The organism is Achromobacter aegrifaciens, from assembly GCF_902859735.1.
Taxonomy (GTDB): Bacteria; Pseudomonadota; Gammaproteobacteria; order Burkholderiales; family Burkholderiaceae_B; genus Achromobacter; species Achromobacter aegrifaciens.
This window is the reverse complement of record NZ_CADIJY010000001.1, coordinates 1078980-1102148: the sequence shown is the minus strand read 5'-3', so window position 1 is coordinate 1102148 and position 23169 is coordinate 1078980. Positions and strand designations below refer to the sequence as shown.

The following is a 23169-nucleotide window of genomic DNA, read 5'->3' as shown; positions in this document are numbered from 1 at the left end:
GCCGCGCCTTTTCTGCTGCGCCCCGTTATGCACGTCTTGTTGGCCATGCTGCGCCCCCTTGGCCGGGCGCTACTCTGTACCGTCGCCACTCTGCTCTCCGCCCAAGCGTTCGCCGCTCCGCCGACGCTGGCGCAATGCCATGGCATCAAGGACATGGCTTTCGTCGCCCACCTGGACGACGACCTGCTGTTCATGAACCCGGACATCGCCTCCAACATCCAGGCAGGCGGCTGCGTGCGGCTGGTCTACCTGACCGCAAGCGATGCCGGCGAAGGCGATACCTACATGCTGGGACGCGAGCGCGGCGTGCGCTCCGCCTATGCCTATATGGCGCATCAACCGGACGAATGGAAAGAAGACGCCGGCATCGCGGGCGGACGGCACATCGCGCGCTTTACCCTCAAGGGCAATCCGCGCGTGCAGCTTTGGCACATGCGCCTGAAGGATCCCTGGCTGGGCAAGGGCTGGGGCAGCCTGACGCCGCTGAGCCGCACTGAATCCGTACCCGGCCAGAACGTCGACACGCTCGGCCCCTATGCCGAGTCCTACACGCGCGAACAGTTGATCGACACCCTGGCCGACCTGATCCGCCAGTACGCGCCGACCACGGTACGCCATCTCGACGATACGATCGCCGTGCCTTACACGCAGCTGTGCTGGCGCTGCGCCGGCCATGGCCATCCCGACCATATCGCCAGCGCGCGGCTGGCGCGCGAAGCCATGCTGCGCGCGCCCGGCAACTACGCCGAGATGGGCTACGTCGATTACCCCAGCCAGGAGCGCGCCACCAACCTGACTCAGGCCGAAATCGCCAGCAAGTCGCTGACCTTCCAGCACTACGCCTGGAACGACTACCACTATTGCGCCGGCCCCACCGGCTGCAAGGAGCCCGCCGGCCCCGCGGCCGCCTGGGTGCAGCGCGCCTATTACGTGTCGCGCCAGGACATCGCGCCGCAGCTCTACCCGGACGGGCGCGGCGGCCTGGTGGTGTTCGCTGCCGGCGAAACCAATGGCGCCGTCAACCGCTGGGACGCGGACCAGCGGCGTTGGCAAAGCCTGGGCGGGCGCACCAACGGCCCGCTGGTGTCGTACACCCATACCGACGGCACGGCCGGCCTGATGGCGCGCGACCCGCTGGGCGGCGTGTGGGCCAACAAACAGCGCCACGACGGCACCTGGCAAGGCTGGCAGGCCTTGGGCGGCCTGCGCGTGACCCAGATCCCGGCGGTTGCGCCGCGCGGCGAAGCCGCCGCCGTGGCGCTGGGCTACGACGGCCTGCTGCACTGGATCACGCCCTCCGGCGTCGACGGCAGCTGGGGCGCCTGGCAGGACCTGCCGCCGCTGGAGGGCGTGACCGGCGCCCCCGCTGCGGCGCTGGGCGGCGACGGACGCTACATCATCTTCGCGCTCACCGGGACCGGCGAGCTCCACTACACCCGCCAACTGCCGGCCGCCAAAGGCCAGCTCCCCGAATGGCAGGACTGGCGCCGCGTGCCCGCGCCCCAGGCCGCCGGCGGCCTGGCAGCGATCCGCAATCACCAGGACCGCGTCGAACTCTATTTCCGCCAGCGCGGCAACAACCATCTGACCCGCCTGATGGAGACCGGCGACACCACCGATCTCGACATGGAATGGAGCGCGCCGACCGACATGGGCGTGCCCTATATCGGCCGCCCGGCCATTAGCGCCGACGCCGGCGGCAACGTCATGATTGCCGTGCTGGAACGCGCCGGCGGACAGCTGTGGCTGGTGGAACACGGCAGGCCGTCCAAGCTCGACGCCCAGGCCGCCTCGCCGCCCGCGCTCAATCTGGTCAATGGCACGCTCTACATCGTCGCCCGCGCCACCGGCGCCCCGCAGCGCTACGAGGTGCTGTCGCGCCACGATGGCAACTGGACCCGCGGCGTGACCCTGGAGGGCGTGCCATCGGCCGGTGGCGGCCCCTTCGAAACCGTGGCCGCGCGCCCCATCGACCTGCCCAAGCTCGGCGCCAACGACGCCAACAAGGCGGCGGTGGTGCGCCCCTCTGCAGAGGATCCCGGCACGCTCAGCGTGGGCCGCATGCCGACGCAGGCCTCCCAGGCGGCGACGCCGACCACGGTGCGATGATGATTTCAGATCTTGTCATCCCTCGTTACCAGAGGGAAAATCCAGCCTAGCCGCGGGGCCCGGCCCGCGAGCGCGCCAAGCGCCATGTCGCCGCAGGGGGAACCGCAAGTGAAGGATGCAGTCCAGTACCAGACTCACCCCGCCACCCTGCTTGAACCCGATCCCTCGTCGGACTGGCTCTACCACTGCGCGATGAGCCTGCTCAAGCTCCCCGCCGACGACGCGATCTCCGAACAGCTGGCCTACATGGGCGAGACCTCGGACGTGGACCGGTCATGGATGATCGAGTACCGCCCGGACATGCTGCGCCTGCGCAATACCCATGAATGGTGCCGCGGAAAGACCGAACCCTTCGTCGCCGAACTCCAGGACGTGCCGACCACGCTGATCGCCTGGCTGCACAAATTCATGGTCAAAGGCCAGGCGGTCGCCATCCACGACGTCAACGACCTGCCCCGCACCGCGCGCGCCATCCAGGTCGAATTCCAGCGCCAGGGCAACAAGAGCGTGCTGAGCGTGCCGGTTTTCCATGACGGGAAGCTCTACGGCATCATCGGCTTCGACACCACCGTGCGGCACCGGGCCTGGTCCGCCGCCGAAGTCCGCGCCCTCTACCAATGCGCCAACCTGATAGGCCAGGCCAAATACGGCAACAGCCGCGAGCGCGGCCGCGCGCCGCGCTACGACAGCGCCACATCGGTGATCTATCTCAGCATGCGCGGCGTGGTCCGCGGCGTGCAGCCTGAAACCATCGTAGGCGTGCGCTCGGCGGGCAACTACAGCGAAATCTGGCTGGAAGACGGGTCGATGGTGCTGGACTCGCGCGCGCTGGGCATATGGTCGACCCTCCTGCCGGAACAAACCTTCTTCCGGGTGCACCGCACCGCCATTGCGAACGCGTTGCATGTCATGGACGTGGACCGCCGCAGCGTGGACAAGTGGCTGATCCGGATGCGGGCCGTGGACGAGACCTGGCCGGTGTCGCGCTCCTACCGCAAGCCGCTGCGCGAACGCATGGGCATCTGAACCCGGCGCGCCTCTGAAATATGCAGTTCGTCATGCCGGCATGTTGTTTCGTCCTGCCGCAAGTGGCCGCGCAACGAGTTTTTGGGATCATCGCAGGCGAAGGAACATCCGTTCCCAAAGTCCCGCAGAGAGAACCGCATGCTGACGTCCCGCATACTGCCGCGCATCACCTCCCTAGCCTTGAGCGCCGCCTGCGCACTGGGCGCCAGCCAGGTCCGCGCGGCCGACCTGGCGCTGCAGGATGCCGTCTCCATGGCCGGCATGCAGCTGTACCTGAACTCGGGTGCGCCAGGAATGATCATCGCGGCCGTGCGCGGCGACGAGGTCGTGATTCAGGGCTATGGCGAAACCGCGCCCGGCAGCGGCGTGGAGCCGGATGGCCGCTCCATTTTCAGGATCGCTTCAGTATCCAAGGTGTTCGCTGGCGACGTGTTGGCGGCGTTGGCAGCCAAGGACAAGCTCAAGCTGACGGATCCGCTGGCCAAATATGCGCCGGAAAACGCCAAGGTCGAAACCAACGGCCGCCCGCTGACGCTGCTGGACCTGGCCACGCATTCGGCCGGCCTGCCGCGTGAACTGCCCAATCCTGACGCCAAGCCCTCCGACAATCCGTTCGCCGCGTTCGACCGCGCCTATTACTGGAAATGGATCGGCAGCCACAAGCCGGCCTATGTGCCCGGCACCACCACGCTGTACTCCAACCTGGGCTTCGGCCTGCTGGGCGATGCGCTGGCCAAGGCCGGCGGCGCGGACTATTCGACCGTGCTGGCCAACGAGGTGCTGAAGCCAGCCGGCATGACCGACACCACCAATGCGCTTGACGAAGCGCAGAAAAAGCGCCTGATGACCGGGCTGGATCCCTTCGACAAGCCCGATCCCAATGCCCCGGTGCCGGACGTGATGTACGCCAGCGCCGGCATCTACTCCACCGCCGACGACATGGCGCGCTGGATGCGCTGGCACCTGGACGGCGCCAAACAATCGAAGCAGGCGTCGTTGCTGGCGCACACGATGTGGCTGCCCTATGACGGACTGAAGTCCGTCGTAGGCACGGAAGTCACCGACGCCGACGGCATGGGCCTGGGCTGGGTCGTGACCCTGCCGCGCAATGGCGCGCCCTTGCTGCTGGGCAAGAGCGGCGGCCTGGGCGGCTTCATGTCGTATGCCGTGCTGTCGCCCAACCGCGGGCTGGGCGTGTTCGTCGTCGCCAGCCGCGTGAATTTCGCCATGTTCAACAATATCCATTCCCAGGTGCGTGAACTGGCGGCCGAGCTGGCGCGGTGAACGGACCCTGCCGGCCGCTGCGCCAGGCCGCAGCGGCCGCGCTGCTGGCCGTGGTCGCACAAGGCGCGTGCGCGCAGGAAGCTCGGGACATCTTCAAGACGGAGATCTTCCTCACGCCCTACAGCGAGCTGGGCGAGGGCGGCGAAACCTATCCGCAGCTGAATGGCCGCTTCCTGCTGATGACCGGCTACACCGGCTTCTTCGGCGTGCAGGACGACAACGGCCAGCTTCCCCGATCGCACTGGAGCAGCGTGCAGCCCACGGCGGAGGCGGCCCTGGTGCTGCAGCTGACGCGGCAGTTTTCGATCCGCACCAAGGCGACCTTCAACTCGTCCACCAACGACACCAAGGACAATGCGTTTTCCGACCTGGGCGTGGACCTGGACAACCTGTTCGCCGCCTATACGGCGGACAACTACGCGCTGTACGGCGGCAAGATGGACCTGGGCTTTGGCGACGCCTGGCACGTGGTCGACGGCTTGTACACGGGTTTCAACGAGAACTCGGAGTTCCGCGGCTCGATCGGGGTGGGCGGACGCTACACCCTGGATACCGCGGACCGCGGAACGCACTCCGTGGCCGCCATGCTGTTCAAGCGCGACAACACCGCGATGAACCGACGCTTCAGCCTGGACGGCGGCCTCATCGGGCCCGATCAGCCGCCGCTCTTCAGCGACCAATTGAAGTCCTTCATCCTCTCCTACGATTTCCGCGATCTGCCTGGACTGGAAGGATGGTCGGGCGGGGTGGACGCGGGCCGGCTGCATCTGGATCCGGATCAAGGAAAAAGCGCCAACACGGTATCGGCCCGCTTGCGCTACGACGCGCCGCTGGCCAACTCGTGGAACCTGAGCTGGTTCAACGAAGCCACCTATTCCAGCGCCTTTCGCGGCGCCCCCGTGTCCAACGGCAACGGCGTGACCTCGGTCTCGTTGTCGCGCGACCGCTGGCAGCTGACCGCGACAGCAGCCGTGCGCAAGCTTTCCGGCAGCGGCCAGAAGCTGGCGCAGTACGGCCTGCTGGACGATACGGATTGGGGCATTTCAGGCGCGGTTACCTACGTCACGCCCATGGGCTTCATCGTGCAGGCCGGGCTCACGCATCAGCGCGACCAGGCCCTGCGCATCAACCAGGGCGTTTTCCGCATCGCTTACCAAGCAGGATTCTGAGGCCATCATGAACCGCAAACACACGCTCGTCACCGGAGTCATCCTTCTTGCGCTGGGCGGCACCACCGCAGCCTGGTCGCAGTCCGTGCCCATCGCCAGCGCGCCGAATCCGCCCGCGGACGCCGTCGCCATCCCTGCAGGCAGCAAGGAACGCGCGCTGCGGGAACTGCCGCAAATCATCGCGGACATCATGCAGCGCAGCCAGGTTCCGGGCATGGCCGTGGCCGTGGTCATCGACGGCAAGACCGTGCTGGCGCAGGGCTACGGCACGCGCGAGGCCGGCAAACAGGCGCCGGTGGATGCGCAGACCGTGTTCCAGATCGCATCGATCTCCAAGTCGCTGTCGGCGACGGTGGCGGCCATTGAAGTGTCCAAGGGCCGCGCAGCCTGGGACGATCCGGTCTCGCGCTACCTGCCGGACTTCAAGCTGAGCAATGCCTACGTGTCCGAACGCGCCACGATCGGCGATTTCTTCGCGCATCGCTCCGGCCTGCCGGGCACGGCGGGCGACGATCTCGAAGACCTGGGTTTCAGCCGCGACGACGTGATCGCCCGCCTGCGCCTGCTGCCGCTGGACGCCTTCCGCACGTCCTACCACTATGCCAACTTCAGCACCACCATCGGCGCCCAGGCTGTGGCCAAGGCCGCCGGACGCCCTTGGGAGCAGTTGGCCGACGAACAGCTTTTCAAACCATTGGGCATGAAGTCGACCAGCTACCGCTACGGCGACTTCGAGGCGCGCGGCAATCGCGCCGTGCTGCACGCCTACCAGAACGGCCGCTTCGTTCCCACGGGCCAGCGCGACGCCGACCAGCAGGCGCCCGCGGGCGGCGTGTCCTCCACCGTCGTCGACCTGGCGGAGTGGCTGAAGCTGCTGCTCGCCGACGGGCAATACCAGGGCAAGACCCTGATCGCCCCAGGCGCCCTGCTGCCGGCCCTGTCGCCCCAGGCATACAGCGCCCGTGCGCATGACCTGGACTCGCGCTCCGGCTTCTACGGTTATGGTTTCAACGTCAACACCGAACTGGGCGGACGTCCTTCGATGGGACATTCCGGCGCCTTCCTGATGGGAACGGGAACGACCTTCCGCATCGTCCCTTCCGCCGGCATCGGCATCGTGGTGCTGACCAATGGCGCGCCAGTGGGCGCGGCCGAATCCGTCGCGGCATCGTTCACAGACACTGCGTTGTACGGCAAGCCCACGCGCGACTGGTTCGCGGCGTACAACGGCGCCATGAAGGCGTTTTTCGAACCCCAGGCCGATCTGTCCGGACAGGCCGATCCCGCCAAGCCGGCGGCGTCGAAAGCGCTGTCGCAATACGCCGGCAGGTTCGACAATCCCTACTACGGCCCGGCCGAGATCCAGGAGGCCAACGGCGCGCTGACCCTGGTGCTGGGGCCCAAGGGCATGCGCTTCCCCTTGCGGCACTGGGACGGCGATACCTACGCCTTCTCGCCCGCGGGCGAAGCCGAACTGGTCGCCTCGCTGGCGTCCATCGTCTTCAAGATGGACCAGGGGCGGGCCCAGGGCTTCGACATCAAGTTCTACGACGACAACGGCCTGGGCCGCTGGGTCCGCAAGTAGCCTTCCACCCTGCCGCGCCGCTTGCTCAGAAGCGGTAGGCGGCGCGCAGGGTCAGGGACTGGTCGCGGTATTCCCCGTTGCCGCGCAAGGCGTATTCCGTCTTCAATTCCACGCCCTTGGGCGTGACGTATTCCAGGCCGGCTGACAGGTTGCCGTAGGTTCTGGGCATGCCCGACCGCAACGTGAAGGGCGTCGCGCCCGGTCCATTGAGCTGCATCGTCGTGACCACGTCGCCGCCGCTCAGAAAGCTCATCCCGCCGGCCACGTATGAGCGCAAGGTCGCGCCGTTGGCCAGGTCCTTGCGCCCGCCCAGCTCGATCATGGGCGAAGCCATGACCGAGGTCGTGTCGTTGCCGCGCACCTTCAGGTTCAAGGCGCCCGCGCCCTGTTCGCTATAGCCGTCCTGCCGGATATGATTCACGTCCAGATCCACATAGGGCCGCAAGTACCAGGACGGCTGGCTGAACTCGTAGGCGGTGCGCAGCCTGGCCGCAAGAAAGGACGACTCCGGCTTGCTCCTGGCCGTGCCGTCCAGCGTGCCGCGCGACATCCTGCTCTTCTCCACGCCGCCGTGCACGGCAAGCGAGACCTGCCACGGCGCATTGTTGTACTTCAAGGCCAGGCCGCCCGCGTAGGTATCGCTGTTGCCAGAGAAGTCGGCGGCCGACGTGGTCTTGCCATAGGCATAGCTCAACGAACCGCCCAGGAACCAATTGGTGGCGAACTCGCGTTGCGCGCCCAGCGTGAGCGTGCTCTGGCGAACGCGGTACCCCTCGTCGTCCGAGGTGGCCTTGCGCTCGGTCCAGTTCGTGTCCAGGCGGGTCCAGACGCAATCGCCTTCGCGCAGGATCGTGCTTTCGCCGACGAACGCGGGGCAACTCATCATCCGGTTCATCGACGCGTAGGAGGCATGCATCTGGTTGGCGGCGCGGGCGAACTGGCCGTCGTGGGCGATGCGGTTCAGGGCGTCGCGGTACTGGTCCGCGTTCTGGACTCCCGTGAACTTGTCGAAGGTGGACGCATCGCTCGCTTTCCCCTGGTCCCACAGCGTCTGCAGGGAATTCGCGATCCGCGCGCGATCCGCGGAAAGCGGCAACGCCGCGGGCGTGAAATTGGCATCCACGGAAACGAGCGGATCGCGCAGGGCGCCCGCGCCATTGTTCTTCAGCGCGTAGCTGAACAAGGGACTGTCGCTGGCGGTCGCGGGCATGCTGGTTTGCGCGGCGGCGAAATGGCCTATTCCCAGCCATACATTCTTCACGGGATTGTGCAGCACCGGCTTGACGGTGCCTGCGAAGGTCGATGCGCCCGTCACCGAAATGAAGTCGCTGTTATGGCCGCCGAAATTCAGATCGGGCCGGTAGGTTCCCGTATGGTTCAGCGCGCCCGTGATGCGCGTGGTCGTGTACACGCCCGGTCCGCCCGGATTCAGGAGGCCAGCGCTGTCCAGGTCGCCCTGGAAGCGGGCGCCGCTGTACAAGGCGCCGCCCGCGTTGTTGTGGAAGAGGCTGCCGCCGCCCATGAGCACGTCGCCCGCCACGGTTCCGTTGTTGTTGACGACGGCTGCGCCGGCCACGTCTATGGCGGTCTGCGCCTGGATGACCCCGGCGTTGGTGATGGTGGCGCTGGCCAGCGGCGTGATCGCCAGGATGCCCGTGCCGGATGCGCTGCTGGCGCTGACCAGGGCGTTCTGGCCCAGGTTGATCGAGATGGCCCGGCCTCCGCCATAGGCGCCATTGCTGATGGCAACCACGGCCGGCGAATTGGCGCCGTTGGCGACCACCTGCGCCGCGTAGCCGATGTCCACGCTCACCGGCCCGCCATAGGCCAGTTCGTTGCCGGGAGTGCTGTACTGATAGAGGCTGCCGTCCTTGAACACGCCGCCCCCGCCCACGCTCATCGCCAGGATCGCAGGCGCGTTCGCGCCCGAGGTCTGGACCGTGCCTCCCGTGCGGATAGCCACGTTGACCGCGCCGCCATTGCCCTTGCCGCCGGTCAGGCCGGCGTTCTGGATCAGGCCGGTCGTGTAGCTTGCGGATGACTGGTCGCCCGCCAGCCCCCCGCCCCCGCCCACGCTCTGCGCCAGTATCCCGGCGGCGCCGCTGCCCGAGGTGACGATCCGGCCCGCGATCGACAAGTTGACGACGTTCCCGTCACCGCCTTGCGCGGGAGACGAGACGGGCTTCAAGGTCGCCAGCCCGGGCCGCGTTGCCAGGCCGGCGATGCCGCCCCCGCCGCCTATGCTTTGCGCGACGATGCCGTGCGAATTTACGCCAGCGGTGACGATGCTTCCGCCCACGTCCTGCGTCACGCTGACCGTTCCCCCGGGGCCGGCCATCGGCGCGCTGGAACCGAACGTGATGTTCGCCACGCTCGAGGCGGGCCCCGAGCCGTTGTCCATCGTCACCAGGCCGCCGCCGCCGCCCACGCTCTGCGCCAGCACGCCGAAGGAAAGCGCGCCGTGGGTCGCGATGCTGCCGCCCAGGTTCGACACGGCAACCGTACCGCCCGCGCCGTTCACGCTGCTCGAAAAAGGGCCACCCGTATCGGTCGCCGCGCTTCCCAGCCGGATATCGACGCCGCTAAGCGCCGCGCTGGACGACACCGCCGCCATGCCGCCCCCGCCGCCCACGCTTTGCGTCAGAATTCCCGGCGCAAACCACCCCTGCGTGGCGATGCGGCCGATGTTGTTGGCGACGCTGACCGTGCCGCCGGCAACTTGGGCCAGGCCGAATCCGCTACTGTTGTTCGACGGATAATCGCCGCCCAAAGTGATCGACAGGGACGCGTTCTGCTGGATCGCGGCCAGGCTGGCGTTGCGCAAGGCGAGCGTGCTGACGCCGCCCCCTCCCCCCACGCTCTGCGCCATGATCCCGGCGGAGTCCCCCGCACCAGTCGCCAGCGTCCCGCCATGGCTGACGTTGACCGCGCCGCCCATACTCGTCGTCATGCTCTGCCACGAGTCGCCCGTGGCGCCCAATGCGACGGTGGCGGCGGTCTGGCTCCACAGGAACAAGGGCTGGTCGACCATCGATATGCCGCCGCCGCCGCCCACGCTCTGGGCCAGGATGCCGGGCGCCTGATAGCCCTGCGTGCTGATCCGGCTGGCCGAGGCGCCGGCGTCGACCGAGACCGCGCCGCCCGCGCCGCTGGCCCCGGCCACGCCGCCGTTGCGCACATTGATCAGGGATCCCAGCAGCGATCCGCCCTTGGTTCCCAGGATGCCGACGATGCGGGTGATCTTGTCGATGATCTCGGGCGCCTGGCTGCCGGCGCCGGCCGATACCACCGCCTGCAGGTCCTGGCCGCTGGCCGCGCTGCGGCCGCCGCCACCTCCGATGCTCTGGGCGACGATGCCTGCCGAGCCGCTGCCTTGCGTGGCGATCGTTCCCGTGTTGGTGACGATGGCGGGATCGGACGCGCTGCCTCCGCCCACTCCCGCCGCGCCGCCGTTGCCGCCGGTCTGGTGGGTGATGCTGGTCTGCGGCAACGCGACCGTGAACAGGTCCTGCGCGCCGGACTCGGCGGCCTTGATCAGCGCATCGATGCTGGACAGCAGCGTGGACGCCCCAGCCGAATCTATCGCCCCGGCATTGCCGCCACCACCGCCGATGCTCTGCGCCAGGATGCCCGGCGCCTGGTCTCCCGCCGTCGCGATGGCGCCATCGTTGCGCACGTCGAATGCGCTGGCAGCGCTACCCGCGCCGCCGTTGCCGCCGGTCGTGACCCCGACGGACAGGCTGACGGCCTTGCTTAACGCCAACTGCGGCCCTTTTTCCAGCCAGTCCGCCGCCTTCTCCAACAGGCCGGCGAGACTACCCGGCGCGCCCAGGATGTCGTTGAAACTGGCAGCGTCGTGCATCTGGACGATGCCGCCATTGCCCCCGCCCCCGCCTATGCTTTGCGCGACGATGCCCGCCGACCCGGCCCCCGCCGTGGCAATGGCGCCGGTGCCGGCGTTCGCTGCCTGCACCCGGCCGCCGCTGCCGCCTTGCCCACCCTGCCCGCCATGCCGCACGGACAGTTGCAGATCGATCAGCGAATTGCCGATGACCGGCGTCTTGACCGGCGCCAGGACCCCGCCGCCATTGCCCCCGCCCCCGCCTATGCTCTGGGCCACCACGCCATTGCTTTGCGCGGCCGAGGTACGGATGCCTCCTTCATTCGTGACCAGCGCCGTGCCGCCGTCGCCGCCCCCTTGTCCCACGCCGCCGTTGGACACTGCCAGCGTGACCGCGCCGCTCGGGTTGTCGCCCAGCTGCGGCGCGATCGTGACGACGCGGGAATTCGCCAGCCCGCCGCTGCCGCCGCCCCCGCCTATGCTTTGCGCCAGCACGCCATTGCTGTGCGCGCCCATGGCCGTGATCGTGCCCTGGCGGGCTTGCGTGAATGACACGGTGCTGCCGGAACCGCCGCTGCCGCCCTTGCCGCCCGTCGCCACCGTCACGTTCAGCCCCACGCCCACGCCGACCGCATTGGCCGAACCGCCGCTGCCGCCTCCGCCGCCTATGCTCTGGAGGATCACGCCCGAAGCATTGCCCGCGCGGGTCAGAATCCTGCCTTGCGAGGAAAACTGGATCAGGCCGCCGTTGCCCGCCGCGCCGCCGGTGCCGCCAATGGCGACCGACGCGATCACGCCGGTGCTGTTGGCGTCGCCGCCCACGCCGCCGCCTCCGCCTATGCTTTGCAACAGCACCGCCGCGCTGTTGTCGCCCGAGGTGTCGATGCCGCCGCTGTTGGCCATGGCGATGCCCCCGCCCGCGCCGCCCGTGCCGCCATGCCCGCCGCCCACGGCGATGATGCCGTTGCTGGACGAAGCCAGCCCGCCGCCGCCGCCCGCACTGTTGGCAATGACGGCGGCCGCATCGTTGCCGAAGGTGCTGATGACGCCCGCATTGGTGATGGAGATCGCCTGGCCCGCAACCGCGCCCGCGCCCGCGCCGCCGTCCCCGCCCCGTCCAAAAGCGCCGCTGGCGCCCCCGGGGCCGCCTTCTCCGCCCAGCACGCTGGCCACGATGCCTTTCGCGCCGACGCTGCCGTTGCTGCCAGCCGTGATCTTCCCCGTATTGACGATCGAGATGGCGCCAGGCGATCCGCCCGCGCCGCCGTCGTGTCCGCCGGACCACGAACCGTTGCCGCCGTTGCCGCCATTGCCCCCCTGGGTCAGCGCATAGACGCCGATCCCCCGGTTGCTGTCGGTCCTGATGGCGCCGCCGTTGGTCACGCTGACCTGGCCGGCATTGCCGCCCGCCGCGGCCTTGGTGTCAACGCCATTGGACGTCGACGCATTGCCGCCGATGGAACGGGCGATCACGCCGTACACGCCGTCGCCGTGGCCGCTGACTGACGTTCCGGCCGAGGACGTGAACATGACCGTCGAGGCATCGCCGCCCCGGCCCGCATCGCTATGCCCGCCGAAATCGCCCGTGTGCTCGGCCGCGCCCGCGGGCCCGCCCGACGAGATCAGACCCACCGCGGCACTGACATCACCCGGCCCCGGTCCGCGCGCCGTCACCGAACTCGTCCCTTGCAGTATCACGGACGCGAGTCCGGCGCTGCCGCCGTGGCCGGACGTGTAAGCGCCGCTGAAGCCGTCGGCGATGGCGCTGTCAGTCCCCGCGCCGCCCCAGGATTGGACCGCGACGCCGAACCCCGTGCCCATTACCGTAGCGTTGTCGAGCGTGATGCGCGCCTGATGCCCGTCGCCGCCGATGCCGTAACCGCCATTGGGTCCGTCCGCATTGCCCCACAGGCCGCCATTGCCGCCCGCGGAATACAAGTCTATTCCGCGGCCAGCAGCGTTGACCGTGCTGGCCGACAAGATGTAGTCGATGATCCGCCCGCCGCCGCCATTGCCCCCCCAGTGATTTTGGTTGGCATCCCTGCCGTTGCCGCCATGGCCGCCGCTGACGTCGATCAGGATGCCGGTCTGGCCGGCCCCATTGGCGCTGATGCGCTGGTTGCGGTCCGTCTGCACGAAGTCGCGCTGGCCCCATTGGCCGTCATGGCCATTGTTGGGATGATTGCCGCTGGAACAACAGGCGCCGTCGGCGCCGCGCAGTTGATAGGACAGCGGCGCGGTCTGGGAGAACGCCGGCCGCCCGAAGACGTAGAGGGCGGAGATTCCCGCATGCAAAAGCAATGCCAGCCTGGAAAGCCGCAGGCCGTTGCGGCCGGGCTTTGGAATATCTTGCGGGGAGATCATGGCTGCAGCGGCGGAATTGGGCAAATTGAGAAATTCGCCGTTCACCGCGCGCCGTACAAGTCCAAGATGACGAATCAACCATCCCGGCTGACGAGTCGCCGCTTCCGGCCCCCCTATTTCGAATCGCGCACCGCCGCGACCACCTTGATCTCCACCGCCAACCCGGGCCGCGCCAGCGCCGCGACGCCCAGTATGGTCCAGGCCGGGAAGTCGGACCGTATGTACTTTTCCTTCACCGCGCGGAACCCGGCAAGGTCCGCGCCGATGTCGACGTGATACGAGACCATTTCGACCACGTCGGTAAAATCCAGGCCCAGATGGCCGAGCACCGCGGCGATGCGCTGGAACGCCACGTCGGCTTGCTCCGCAGCCGATTCGGGCACGGAACCGTCAGCGCGCAATCCGATCTGCCCGGCGATGAAAACCAGCCCGTTGGCCGTGACCGCAGGCGAGTACTGGAACAGGTCGAAGATCCGGTTGCCGCCAAAGGCGGGATCGTCATCGGGAAGGCGCAGGCGCTCGATCTTGCTCATGGAAGTCCTTGTGCAACGCGGGCGTTGCTCGCTTATCGGGATTTGCAACTCTACTAGGGAACGCCGCGATGTCCACCTCCCCCGCCGACAACGTGATCACGCTGTATCGCGAACATGCCGACGCCTTCGAGAAACTGCGCGGCACGCAGCTGGCCGAACGCGCCTGGCTGGACGCGTTCCTGGATCTGCTGCCCGGCCCCGCTCCCCAGGTGCTGGACATAGGCTGCGGCAACGGCGTCCCCATCGCCCGCCATCTGATCGAACGCGGCTGCAGGCTGACCGGCGTGGATGCCTCGGACGCGATGCTGGCGAGGGCAAGAGCCTCGTTCCCAGGACACAGCTGGATTGAAGCGGACATGCGCAGCCTGCCGACCTTGCGGCCCTTCCAGGGGCTGATCGCCTGGCACAGCTTCTTTCACCTGCGGCCTGAAGACCAGCGGCCCATGTTCCAGACCTTCGCACGCCTTGCCGCGCCGGGCGCGGCGCTGATGTACACCAGCGGGACACATCTGGGGGAAGCCATCGGCCGGTTCGAAGGCCAACCGCTCTATCACGGCAGCCTGGACAGCGCGGAGTACCGCGAATTGCTGCGCCAGGCCGGCTTCGAAGTGGTGCGCCACGTGGAAGGCGATACGACCTGCGGCGGCGCCAACATCTGGCTGGCGCGGCGGCATACATAAAACCTTTGAGTTACATCAAGGTTTGACCGGCCGGCAACGCCGGCAAACGCCGCCCCTGCGCCATAATCAGAATGCCGCGGCCCCATTGGGGCTGCGCGGGGCCCACCCGGCCTCTTCGGTTTCCCTTACCTCGATCAGGCGGACCCGGCATTCATGCAAAGACTTATCCTCCCGCTCCCCGGCAACGAAGGATTCGCCAAGCGCCTTGCCGCCCTGTGCCAAGGTGAACTCGGCGCCGTCGAGACCCGCCGTTTTCCTGACGGCGAAAGCTACGTGCGGCTGCATGGCGACCCGCGCGGACGCGCCGTCGACATCGTCTGCACGCTGGCCCGGCCGGATCCCAGCTTTCTCGGCCTGATCTTCGCGGCCGACACCGCGCGCGACCTGGGCGCCACAGAGGTCAACCTGATCGCGCCCTATCTGGCCTATATGCGCCAGGACAAACGCTTCCAGGACGGAGAAAGCGTGAGTTCGCTGTCGTTCGCGCGCCTGGTGTCGTCGACCTTCGACCGCCTGCTGACGGTCGATCCGCATCTGCACCGGCATCCGTCGCTGGCGGCGCTGTACACCATCCCGACCACCACGCTGCATGCCGCGCCGCGGCTGGCCAGCTGGATCGCCGGCAATGTGCAAGCGCCGCTGATCGTCGGCCCCGACGAGGAAAGCGAGCAATGGGCCGGCTCCATCGCCGCGCGCATTGGCGCGCCACACGTGGTGCTGCGCAAGACCCGTCACGGCGACCGCCAGGTCGACATCGAAGCGCCCGACCTCTCCGCCTGGCGCGACTGCACGCCGGTGCTGGTGGACGACATCGCCTCGTCCGGCCGCACCCTGGTGACGGCCGCCGGCAAGCTGGCGGGCATGCGGCCGCCGCAATGCGTGGTGGTGCATGCGCTCTTCGCCGAGGACGCCTGGTCCCAGGTATCCGCCTGTTTTGAACGCGTCGTTTCCACCGACGCGGTGCCCCACCCCAGCAACCGCATCGAACTCGCGCCCTTGCTGGCCAATGCACTTCTGCGCGACCTGCGCGATTGATCACCCGATTTGAAAGGAACCCGCGATGACGCTACGCGAGCATTGGCTATCTGGCTACGGCCCCATCCAGCACCGCGCTGAAACCGTCGAGCGCATCGATGCGCTGGTGCAACGCCTGGCGGCCAGCGGCCGCATCGCCAGCGCGGACGATGCCTACGCCATGCTGGCCGCGGCCGACCGCCTCAGCTGCGCCGCCATGAACGTGGTGGCGCACATGACCTACGCACGCCGCATCGACCTGAACGGCGCACCGCTGGCCGCCGAAGACTTCAAGCCCAACCCCGAAGGCCATACGGGCGGTTCGCTGAACATGGCGCCCGCCTTCGTCGCCTACCTGCTGGCCAACGCGTTGAGCGGCAAGACCCGCGGCTGGCTGATGGGCCAGGGCCATTGCGTGGCCGCCATCGAAGCCGTCAACGCCCTGACCGGCGACGTGTCGCCTGCGCAGCGCGGCCGCTATGACCGCAGCGAAGCCGGGCTGGGACGCCTGATCACGGACTTCTATTCCTACGCCATCGACGCCCGCGGATTGCCAGCCGTGCCGCTGGGCAGCCACGCCGGCCCCAACACGGCGGGCGCCGTGTCGGAAGGCGGCTACCTGGGATTCGCCGGCCTGCAATACGTGCACATGCCGCTGCCGGGCGAAAGCCTGGTGGCCTTTCTGAGCGACGGCGCGTTCGAAGAACAGCGCGGCTCCGACTGGGCCACGCGCTGGTGGCGCGCCGAGGATTGCGGCCAGGCCGTGCCGGTCATGATCCTCAATGGCCGCCGCATCGAGCAGCGCACGCAGATCCTGCAGGAAGGCGGCGCGCATTGGCTGGCCGAGGACCTGCGCCACAACGGCTTCGATCCGCTCATCGTCGACGGCCGTGATCCGGCGGCCATCGCCTGGGCCATCCTGGCGGCGGAAGACGCGCTGGCCGCAAGCCTCGCGGCGCCAGGCTTCCAGTACCCCGCCCGGCTACCCTACGTCATCGCCGAAACCGAAAAGGGATTCGGCTTTCCCGGCGCCGGCACCAACGCCGCGCACAACCTGCCGCTGGGTGGCAACCCTCATACTGACAGCGCGGCCCGCGACGCTTTCAACGCCAGCGCGGCCCGGTTGTTCGTCCCGGGGCCGGAACTGGACGCGGCGCTGGCGGCGCTGGCCAATCACGGAGCGCAGCAACGCCCGCTGGAAAGCGGACACCCCATGGCGCACCGGCATCCCGATGCGCCTGCCCTGCCCGAACCCGCCTGGGAAACCGCAGGCGCCCAAGGCAGCGCCATGGCGGCGCTGGACCGCTGGTTCGTCGAACTGGTGCGGGCCAATCCGCGCCTGCGCGTGCGCATCGGCAATCCGGATGAACTGGCCAGCAACAAGATGGGCGGCACGCTGGCCTTGCTGAAGCACCGCGTCGACCATCCGGAGGCCGGCGTGGCCGAAGACCAGCACGGCGCCGTCATCACCGCCCTGAACGAGGAAGCGGTGGCAGCCGCCGCGCTGGCGAACAAGGGCGGCCTGAACCTCATCGTCAGCTACGAGGCCTTCGCGGTGAAGATGCTGGGCCTGCTGCGCCAGGAAATCATCTTCGCGCGCCGCCAGAAGGAACTGGGACAATCCCCGGGCTGGCTGTCAGTGCCGCTGGTGGTCACCTCCCATACGTGGGAGAACGCCAAGAACGAGCAATCGCACCAGGATCCCACCATAGGCGAAGCCCTGCTGGGTGAAATGTCCGATACCTCCCGCGTGCTCTTCCCGGTGGACGGCAACAGCGCCGCGGCGGCGCTGCGCGCGGTCTACGCGCAGCGCGCGCAGGTGGCCTGCATGGTCGTGTCCAAGCGCGAGGGCACGCAGCGCTTCGACGCCCAGGCCGCGCAGACGCTGATCGAACAGGGCGCCGCGCACGTCGCCGGCGACCCGAAGACCAGCGTGCTGCAGTTCGTCGCCATCGGCGCGTACCAGCTCGAAGAGGCGTTGAAAGCCCGCGCCCATCTGGCGCGGCAGGGACGCGAGTGCTGCGTATCCGTGGTGCTGGAACCTGGCCGACTGCGCACACCGCGCGACGAGCTCGAATCCGCTTTTGTCCTGTCCGACGAAGCCGTCCACGCGCTTTTCCCGCCCGGCCTGCCGCGCGTGCTGCTGTGCCATACGCGCCCCGAACCCATGCTGGGCGTGCTGCGCCGGCTGGACGGCGGCCCGGCCCGCACCCGGGCGCAGGGCTACATCAGCCGCGGCGGCACGCTGGACGTGGCCGGCATGCTGTACGCCAACCGCTGCACCTGGGCGCATGCAGTAGATGCGGCCGCTGCCGTCGCGGGCTGGCGCCGCGTAGACGTGCTGGACGCGCCGCGCCTGCAAGCCCTGGACGGCAAGGGCAATCCCGCCGACCTCGCCTGATCATTCTGATGCTGCACAAGGAAACCATGCTCACACTGACCTGCCTGGGTGGAGCCGGCACCGTTACCGGCTCCAAGCACCTCCTGAGCCACGCCGACACGCACCTGCTGATCGACTGCGGCCTGTTCCAGGGCCTGAAGAACCTGCGCGAACTCAATTGGCAGCGGCTGCCGCTGTCGCCCGCCGACATCGATGCGGTGGTGCTTACGCACGCGCATCTGGATCATTGCGGCTATCTGCCGCGGCTGGTGGCCGAAGGCTTCAAAGGCAAGATCCACGCCACGCCCGCAACCCGCGACGTCGCCGAGCTGATCCTGCTGGACAGCGCCAATCTGCAGGAAAAGGACGCCGACTTCGCCAACCGCAAGGGCTTTTCCAAGCACAAACCCGCGCTGCCGCTCTATCGCGTGGTCGACGCCGAACGCGCGCTGACGCATTTTTCCGATGTAGCGCTGCACCAGGAAACCGCCTTGCCCGGCGGCGCGAAGCTGACCTTGCGCCGCGCCGGCCACATCCTGGGCGCAACGACCGCGCAGATCGATATCGGCGGCATGCGCGTGGTGTTCTCGGGCGACCTGGGCCGCTACAACGATCCGGTGATGCACGATCCCGAGCCCGTGCCACGGGCCGACTACATCGTCATCGAGTCCACCTACGGCAATCGGCGTCACGACCCGGCCGATCCCGTCGAAGCCCTGGGCGCCGTGATCGAACGCACCGTGCAGCGCGGCGGCACGGTCGTCATTCCAGCCTTCGCCGTCGGGCGGGCGCAGACCCTGATCCATGCGCTGTGGAAGCTGCGCCAGGCCGGCCGGCTGCAGAACATCCCGGTCTACCTGGACAGCCCCATGGCCACCAGCGCCACCGAACTGCTGGACCGCCATGCCGGCGAGCACAAGCTCTCCCCGCGCGAATACGAGGCCGCCTGCTCGGCCGTGACCTATGTGCGCGACGTCGAAGAATCCAAGGCGCTGTCGGCCAACCGCTATCCCAAGGTCATCATCTCGGCCAGCGGCATGGCCACCGGCGGCCGGGTGCTGCACCATATCGCCGCCTTCGGCAGCGACCATCGCAATACCCTGCTTTTCTCCGGCTTCCAGGCCGCCGGCACGCGCGGCCGCAAGCTGCTCAATGGCGCGACTGAAACCAAGATCTACGGCCAGTGGACGCCCATCAATGCCGAGATCGCCGAACTGCCCATGCTGTCGGCGCATGCCGACAGCGACGAACTGATGCGCTGGCTGTCCGGCTTCCAGGAAGCGCCACGCCGGGTCTTCATCGTCCATGGCGAACCCGAGGCCTCCGAAGCGCTGCGCGAACGCATCGAGCGCGAACTCAGCTGGCATGTCACCGTCCCGCTGCAGGACCAGAGGTACGAGCTGTGAGCAGCGTGCCGGAACTGAAGCCGCCCGCGCTGCGCGCCACGCGCATGCGCCTGCACGCGCAGCATCAGCCGATAGCGCTGATGCGCGCGGACTGCCACGTCTGCCGTTCCGAAGGCCTGGCGTCGCGTTCGCAAGTGCTGATCACCTCGAACGGCCACGAAGTACAGGCCCAGCTCTACCAGATCGACAGCGACCTGCTCGCGCTCGACGAGGTGGCGCTGTCCGAGGAAGCCTGGGACGCGCTGGACATACGCGACGGCGACAGCGTGCAGGTCCGCCACCCGCCGGTGCTGGAGTCCCTGGCCGGCGTGCGCCAGCGCATCTATGGCCGCCGCCTGGGCGAAGAGGATCTTGCCGCCATTGTCCGCGACGTGGTGCGCGGCCGCTACACCGACGTGCACCTGTCGGCCTTTCTCACCGCCACGGCCACGCTGCCGCTGAGCGTCGACGAGACCATCTTCCTGACCAAAGCCATGGTCGAAGTCGGCGACCGCCTGAGCTGGCAGGCGCCGATCGTGGTGGACAAGCATTGCGTGGGAGGCCTGCCCGGCAACCGCACCACCCCGCTGGTGGTCGCCATCGCCGCGGCCAACGGCTTGGTCATGCCCAAGACCTCGTCGCGCGCGATCACTTCGCCGGCGGGCACGGCCGACACCATGGAAATGCTGGCGCCGGTGGACCTGGGCATCGAGCAGCTGCAACGGGTGGTCCAGGCCGAGGGCGGCTGCATCGCCTGGGGCGGCGCCATGCACCTGAGCCCGGCCGACGACATCTTCGTGCGGGTGGAACGCGAACTGGACATCGACACCGAGGGCCAGCTGATCGCCTCGGTGCTATCCAAGAAGATTGCCGCCGGGGCGACGCATGTGGTGATCGACATCCCCGTCGGGCCCACCGCCAAGGTCCGCAGCCGCGAGGCTGCGGAACGTCTTGCCGGCCACCTGATAGAAACCGCCGCGCATTTCGGCCTGACCCTGCGCTGCCTGTATACCGACGGCAGCCAGCCCGTCGGCCGCGGCATCGGCCCCGCGCTGGAAGCCCGCGACGTGCTGGCCGTGCTGCGCAACGACGCCGATCAGCCGCAGGACCTGCGCGAACGCGCCGCTCTGGTCGCGGGCGCCGTGCTCGAAATCGGCGGCGCGGCGCCGCCCGGGCAAGGCATTGCGCTGGCGCTACGGACCCTGGACAGCGGCCAGGCCTGGGAGAAGTTCGCCCGCATCTGCGCCGCCCAGGGCGGCCTGCGCGAACCGCCGCAGGCCGCGCACGTCGAACCTCTGGTCGCGTTGCAAGCCGGCCGCGTGACCCATATCGACAACCGCAAGCTGTCGCGCCTGGCCAAGCTGGCCGGCGCGCCGGAACGGCCTGCAGCCGGCGTGTCGCTGCACGCGCGGTTGGGCGATGAAGTCGCGCGCGGGCAGCCCTGGCTCTATCTCCATGCGCAGACCCGCAGCGAAATGGCCTATGCGCTGGAGTATGCGCGGCACGCCGGGGATATCGTGACCATCGAAGCCTGAAGCGGGCGGCAGCGCCGGCCGCCGTTCGGCCGCCCGCCTAGAATTCCATCGAGGCGGACAGCATGAAGGTGCGCGGCGCGCCCAGCGCCAGGCTCGACAACTGCGGCATGCCCCAATAGGCCTTGTTCGTCAGATTGTTGATGGCGGCTCGCAGCACGATCGGGCGCTCAGCCACCTTGGTGGCGTAGCGCGCGCCTACGTCGTAGGTGGTGCGTCCCGCCACCGATAGCGAATTGTCGGCGCTGATGTACTGTTTGGACACGGCGGTTGCATTGGCCGTCAACGTCAGTCCCTGCACCGCCGGCACATCCCATTCCACGCCCAGCTTGCCCTGGAGCTTGGGAACACCAGTCGCCTGCTTGCCCTCGTTGGCGGCGATGGCGGTCTTCGTGACCTTGGGGTCGATGTACGCCACACCGCCCATCAGGCGCACACCACGCATCGGTTCGCCGAAAAAGCCCCACTCCACGCCCTGGTTGCGCTGTTCGCCGCCGAACGAGAAGACGTTGGTGACGGGGTCCGTATAGCTGCTGGGCCGCTTTATCTCGAACAGGCTCACGGTATGGGTGAAATCCCCCAGATCGACCTTGACGCCGACTTCCGTCTGCTTGGTCTTGTAAGGCGGGAACACCTGTCCCGCGTTGGCGGCGGTGACCGGCGCGGTCTGGCCCTTGCTCAAGCCTTCGATGTAGTTGGCGTATACCGAAACGTTGTCGGTCGCCCTGATCAGCAGCGCGGCGGCGGGCGTCGTGGCGCTGGCGTCATAGCGGCTGGTCCGCGCCCCGGTCGTGACGCTGTAGCTGTCGGTGCGCACTTCCTGCCGCCGCGCGCCCAGCGTCAGCTGCACCCGGTCGTCTGCGAAGGACAAGGTATCCGCCAGGCCGTAGCTCACCAGGCGCGTCTTGCTGTGCAGGATCGGCGGCCAACTGGTATCGGGGGCCGGCCCCCACACAGGGTGGTAGATGTTGGTGACCCAGTCCGCCCCCGGCACCGTTCTGCGGCCGTAGTCCCGTTGGTTGTCCGAGTAGTACGTGGCATTCAACACCCACTGGTGCTTGATGCCGCCGGTCTGCAATTTGCCGCGCAAACCGGCTTCTCCGGACGTCTTTTTCACGTTCATGTTCAATTGGCCCATCGAGGTGCGATAGTCCCCCGCCTCATTGAACACCTGCGCCACCATGGCGCCGTTGTAGGTGTATTCGGACCGGCTGGTGCCGATGGCGGCGTAGGCCATCAGGTTATCGCTGACATCGAATTCGCCGCGGATCATGGCTGCCTTGTCCTGGTTCTTCACATAGGCCCAGTCCGGATTCAACAGGGTTTCAGGCTTGGGCGGCTTGGGCACGCCTATGCCAGGCGCCAGATTGATCCCTCGGGTCACGCCGTCCACACGCTCATCGCTGTCATACATGTCGATGGAAACGCGCGCGCGTTCGCCGCGCCAATCCAGGCCCAGCGCGGCCAGCTGCGCCTTTTTCTTCTGGTTGTCGACCGGGCCGTCGCCGTCCCTATACACACCATTGAAGCGCAGGCCGAACTGCTGGTTCTCGCCGAAGCGCCGTCCCAGGTCTATGTGCCCGCCGAACTGCGAGTCCGACATGTAGGTCGCCGTCAGGCGCGTCAGGGGATCGGCGCCCGCGCGCTTGGGCACCAGGTTGACGGTACCGCCGACGGAACCGCCTGGCGGCATGCCGTTGAGCAAGGCGGACGGACCTTTCAGGACTTCGATGCGCTCGAACATTTCCGGCGTGGTCCGGTAGTACGGCGCCATGCCGAACAGTCCGCCAAACGAAATATCGGTAGTGCTGGAGCTGAAGCCGCGGATCGAGTAGTTTTCGCTCCAGGCGCCGGTCACGCCGTTGCTGAACACCGAAGGATCGGTCCGGGCGATTACGTCGGTGATGTCCTGCGCCTGCAAGTCCTCGATGTACTTTTCCGTGTAGCTGATGACGGAAAATGGCGTCTCCATCGAATCCTTGTCGCCTAGAAAGCCCACGCGGCCGCCGTAGGTCACCTGTCCGCCGGCATAGGGCGCGGCGGGCGCTTCGGCCTGCCCCGTGACAGTCACTGCCGGCAGTGTTTTCACTCCTGCCTCGGCCGCCTGCTGGGCCCACGCCGGCGATGCCGCGCCGACGCTCAGTCCGAGCAGCGCCGCGGCGAGATGGTTGAGGGAAAAGCCAGAATGCGCGTACCGCACCCGCGATGGCAGGCGTGCGGCGCGGCCGTTATGGCGACGTTTGCTCATGAAGTGCTCCGTTCGGTTG

Annotated in this window: 13 protein-coding genes; 10 read left to right on the top strand and 3 right to left on the bottom strand. The window is 68.0% G+C overall.

Annotated features, from left to right (window positions below):
• The first annotated feature begins 27 nt into the window (after positions 1-27).
• The 5 genes from HV766_RS04925 (at position 28) to HV766_RS04905 (ending at position 7173) form a co-directional block, all read left to right on the top strand.
• The gene (locus HV766_RS04925) at positions 28-2109 is read left to right on the top strand and encodes a DUF8189 domain-containing protein (RefSeq protein WP_054451785.1); all 2082 of its coding nucleotides are present in this window, start codon (positions 28-30) and stop codon (positions 2107-2109) included.
• A gap of 108 nt (positions 2110-2217) precedes the next feature.
• On the top strand, positions 2218-3135 hold the full coding sequence (locus tag HV766_RS04920; protein ID WP_233564540.1) for a GAF domain-containing DNA-binding protein: 918 nt from the start codon (positions 2218-2220) through the stop codon (positions 3133-3135).
• A 138-nt stretch (positions 3136-3273) separates the two neighbouring features.
• On the top strand, positions 3274-4419 hold the full coding sequence (ampH, locus tag HV766_RS04915) for a D-alanyl-D-alanine-carboxypeptidase/endopeptidase AmpH (protein WP_175180685.1): 1146 nt from the start codon (positions 3274-3276) through the stop codon (positions 4417-4419).
• Complete coding sequence (locus tag HV766_RS04910) at positions 4416-5588, top strand: hypothetical protein (protein ID WP_254593276.1); 1173 nt, start codon at positions 4416-4418, stop codon at positions 5586-5588. The genes ampH and HV766_RS04910 overlap by 4 nt, the downstream gene beginning before the upstream one ends.
• 7 nt (positions 5589-5595) lie before the next feature.
• The gene (locus HV766_RS04905) at positions 5596-7173 is read left to right on the top strand and encodes a serine hydrolase (RefSeq protein WP_175180684.1); all 1578 of its coding nucleotides are present in this window, start codon (positions 5596-5598) and stop codon (positions 7171-7173) included.
• A 25-nt stretch (positions 7174-7198) separates the two neighbouring features.
• Here the strand turns inward: HV766_RS04905 and HV766_RS04900 are convergent, their stop codons facing one another.
• Both HV766_RS04900 and HV766_RS04895 read right to left on the bottom strand, forming a co-directional pair.
• Positions 7199-13378, bottom strand: a complete 6180-nt coding sequence (locus HV766_RS04900; protein ID WP_175180683.1) for an autotransporter outer membrane beta-barrel domain-containing protein — start codon at positions 13376-13378, stop codon at positions 7199-7201.
• 113 nt (positions 13379-13491) lie between these two features.
• Positions 13492-13911, bottom strand: coding sequence for a RidA family protein (locus tag HV766_RS04895; RefSeq protein ID WP_054451792.1), 420 nt, complete (start codon positions 13909-13911; stop codon positions 13492-13494).
• A gap of 68 nt (positions 13912-13979) precedes the next feature.
• On the opposite strand from HV766_RS04895, the gene HV766_RS04890 reads away from it, so the two are divergent.
• The 5 genes from HV766_RS04890 to HV766_RS04870 all read left to right on the top strand — a co-directional run bounded on the left by HV766_RS04890 (position 13980) and on the right by HV766_RS04870 (position 20905).
• Complete coding sequence (locus HV766_RS04890; protein WP_175180682.1) at positions 13980-14591, top strand: class I SAM-dependent DNA methyltransferase; 612 nt, start codon at positions 13980-13982, stop codon at positions 14589-14591.
• A 153-nt stretch (positions 14592-14744) separates the two neighbouring features.
• Complete coding sequence (locus tag HV766_RS04885) at positions 14745-15626, top strand: ribose-phosphate pyrophosphokinase (protein WP_054451796.1); 882 nt, start codon at positions 14745-14747, stop codon at positions 15624-15626.
• Between the two features lie 25 nt (positions 15627-15651).
• Positions 15652-18006 carry a phosphoketolase family protein gene (locus HV766_RS04880; protein ID WP_175180681.1) on the top strand — a complete coding sequence of 785 codons (2355 nt, stop codon included), beginning with the start codon at positions 15652-15654 and terminating at the stop codon, positions 18004-18006.
• Between the two features lie 26 nt (positions 18007-18032).
• Positions 18033-19391 carry an MBL fold metallo-hydrolase RNA specificity domain-containing protein gene (locus HV766_RS04875; protein WP_054452288.1) on the top strand — a complete coding sequence of 453 codons (1359 nt, stop codon included), beginning with the start codon at positions 18033-18035 and terminating at the stop codon, positions 19389-19391.
• A complete protein-coding gene (locus tag HV766_RS04870; RefSeq protein ID WP_054451799.1) occupies positions 19388-20905 on the top strand; it encodes a thymidine phosphorylase family protein in 1518 nt (505 codons plus the stop codon). The genes HV766_RS04875 and HV766_RS04870 overlap by 4 nt, the downstream gene beginning before the upstream one ends.
• A gap of 37 nt (positions 20906-20942) precedes the next feature.
• Here the strand turns inward: HV766_RS04870 and HV766_RS04865 are convergent, their stop codons facing one another.
• Positions 20943-23150 (bottom strand): TonB-dependent receptor, encoded by a 2208-nt coding sequence (locus HV766_RS04865; RefSeq protein ID WP_175180680.1) that lies wholly within the window; start codon positions 23148-23150, stop codon positions 20943-20945.
• Positions 23151-23169 lie beyond the last annotated feature (19 nt).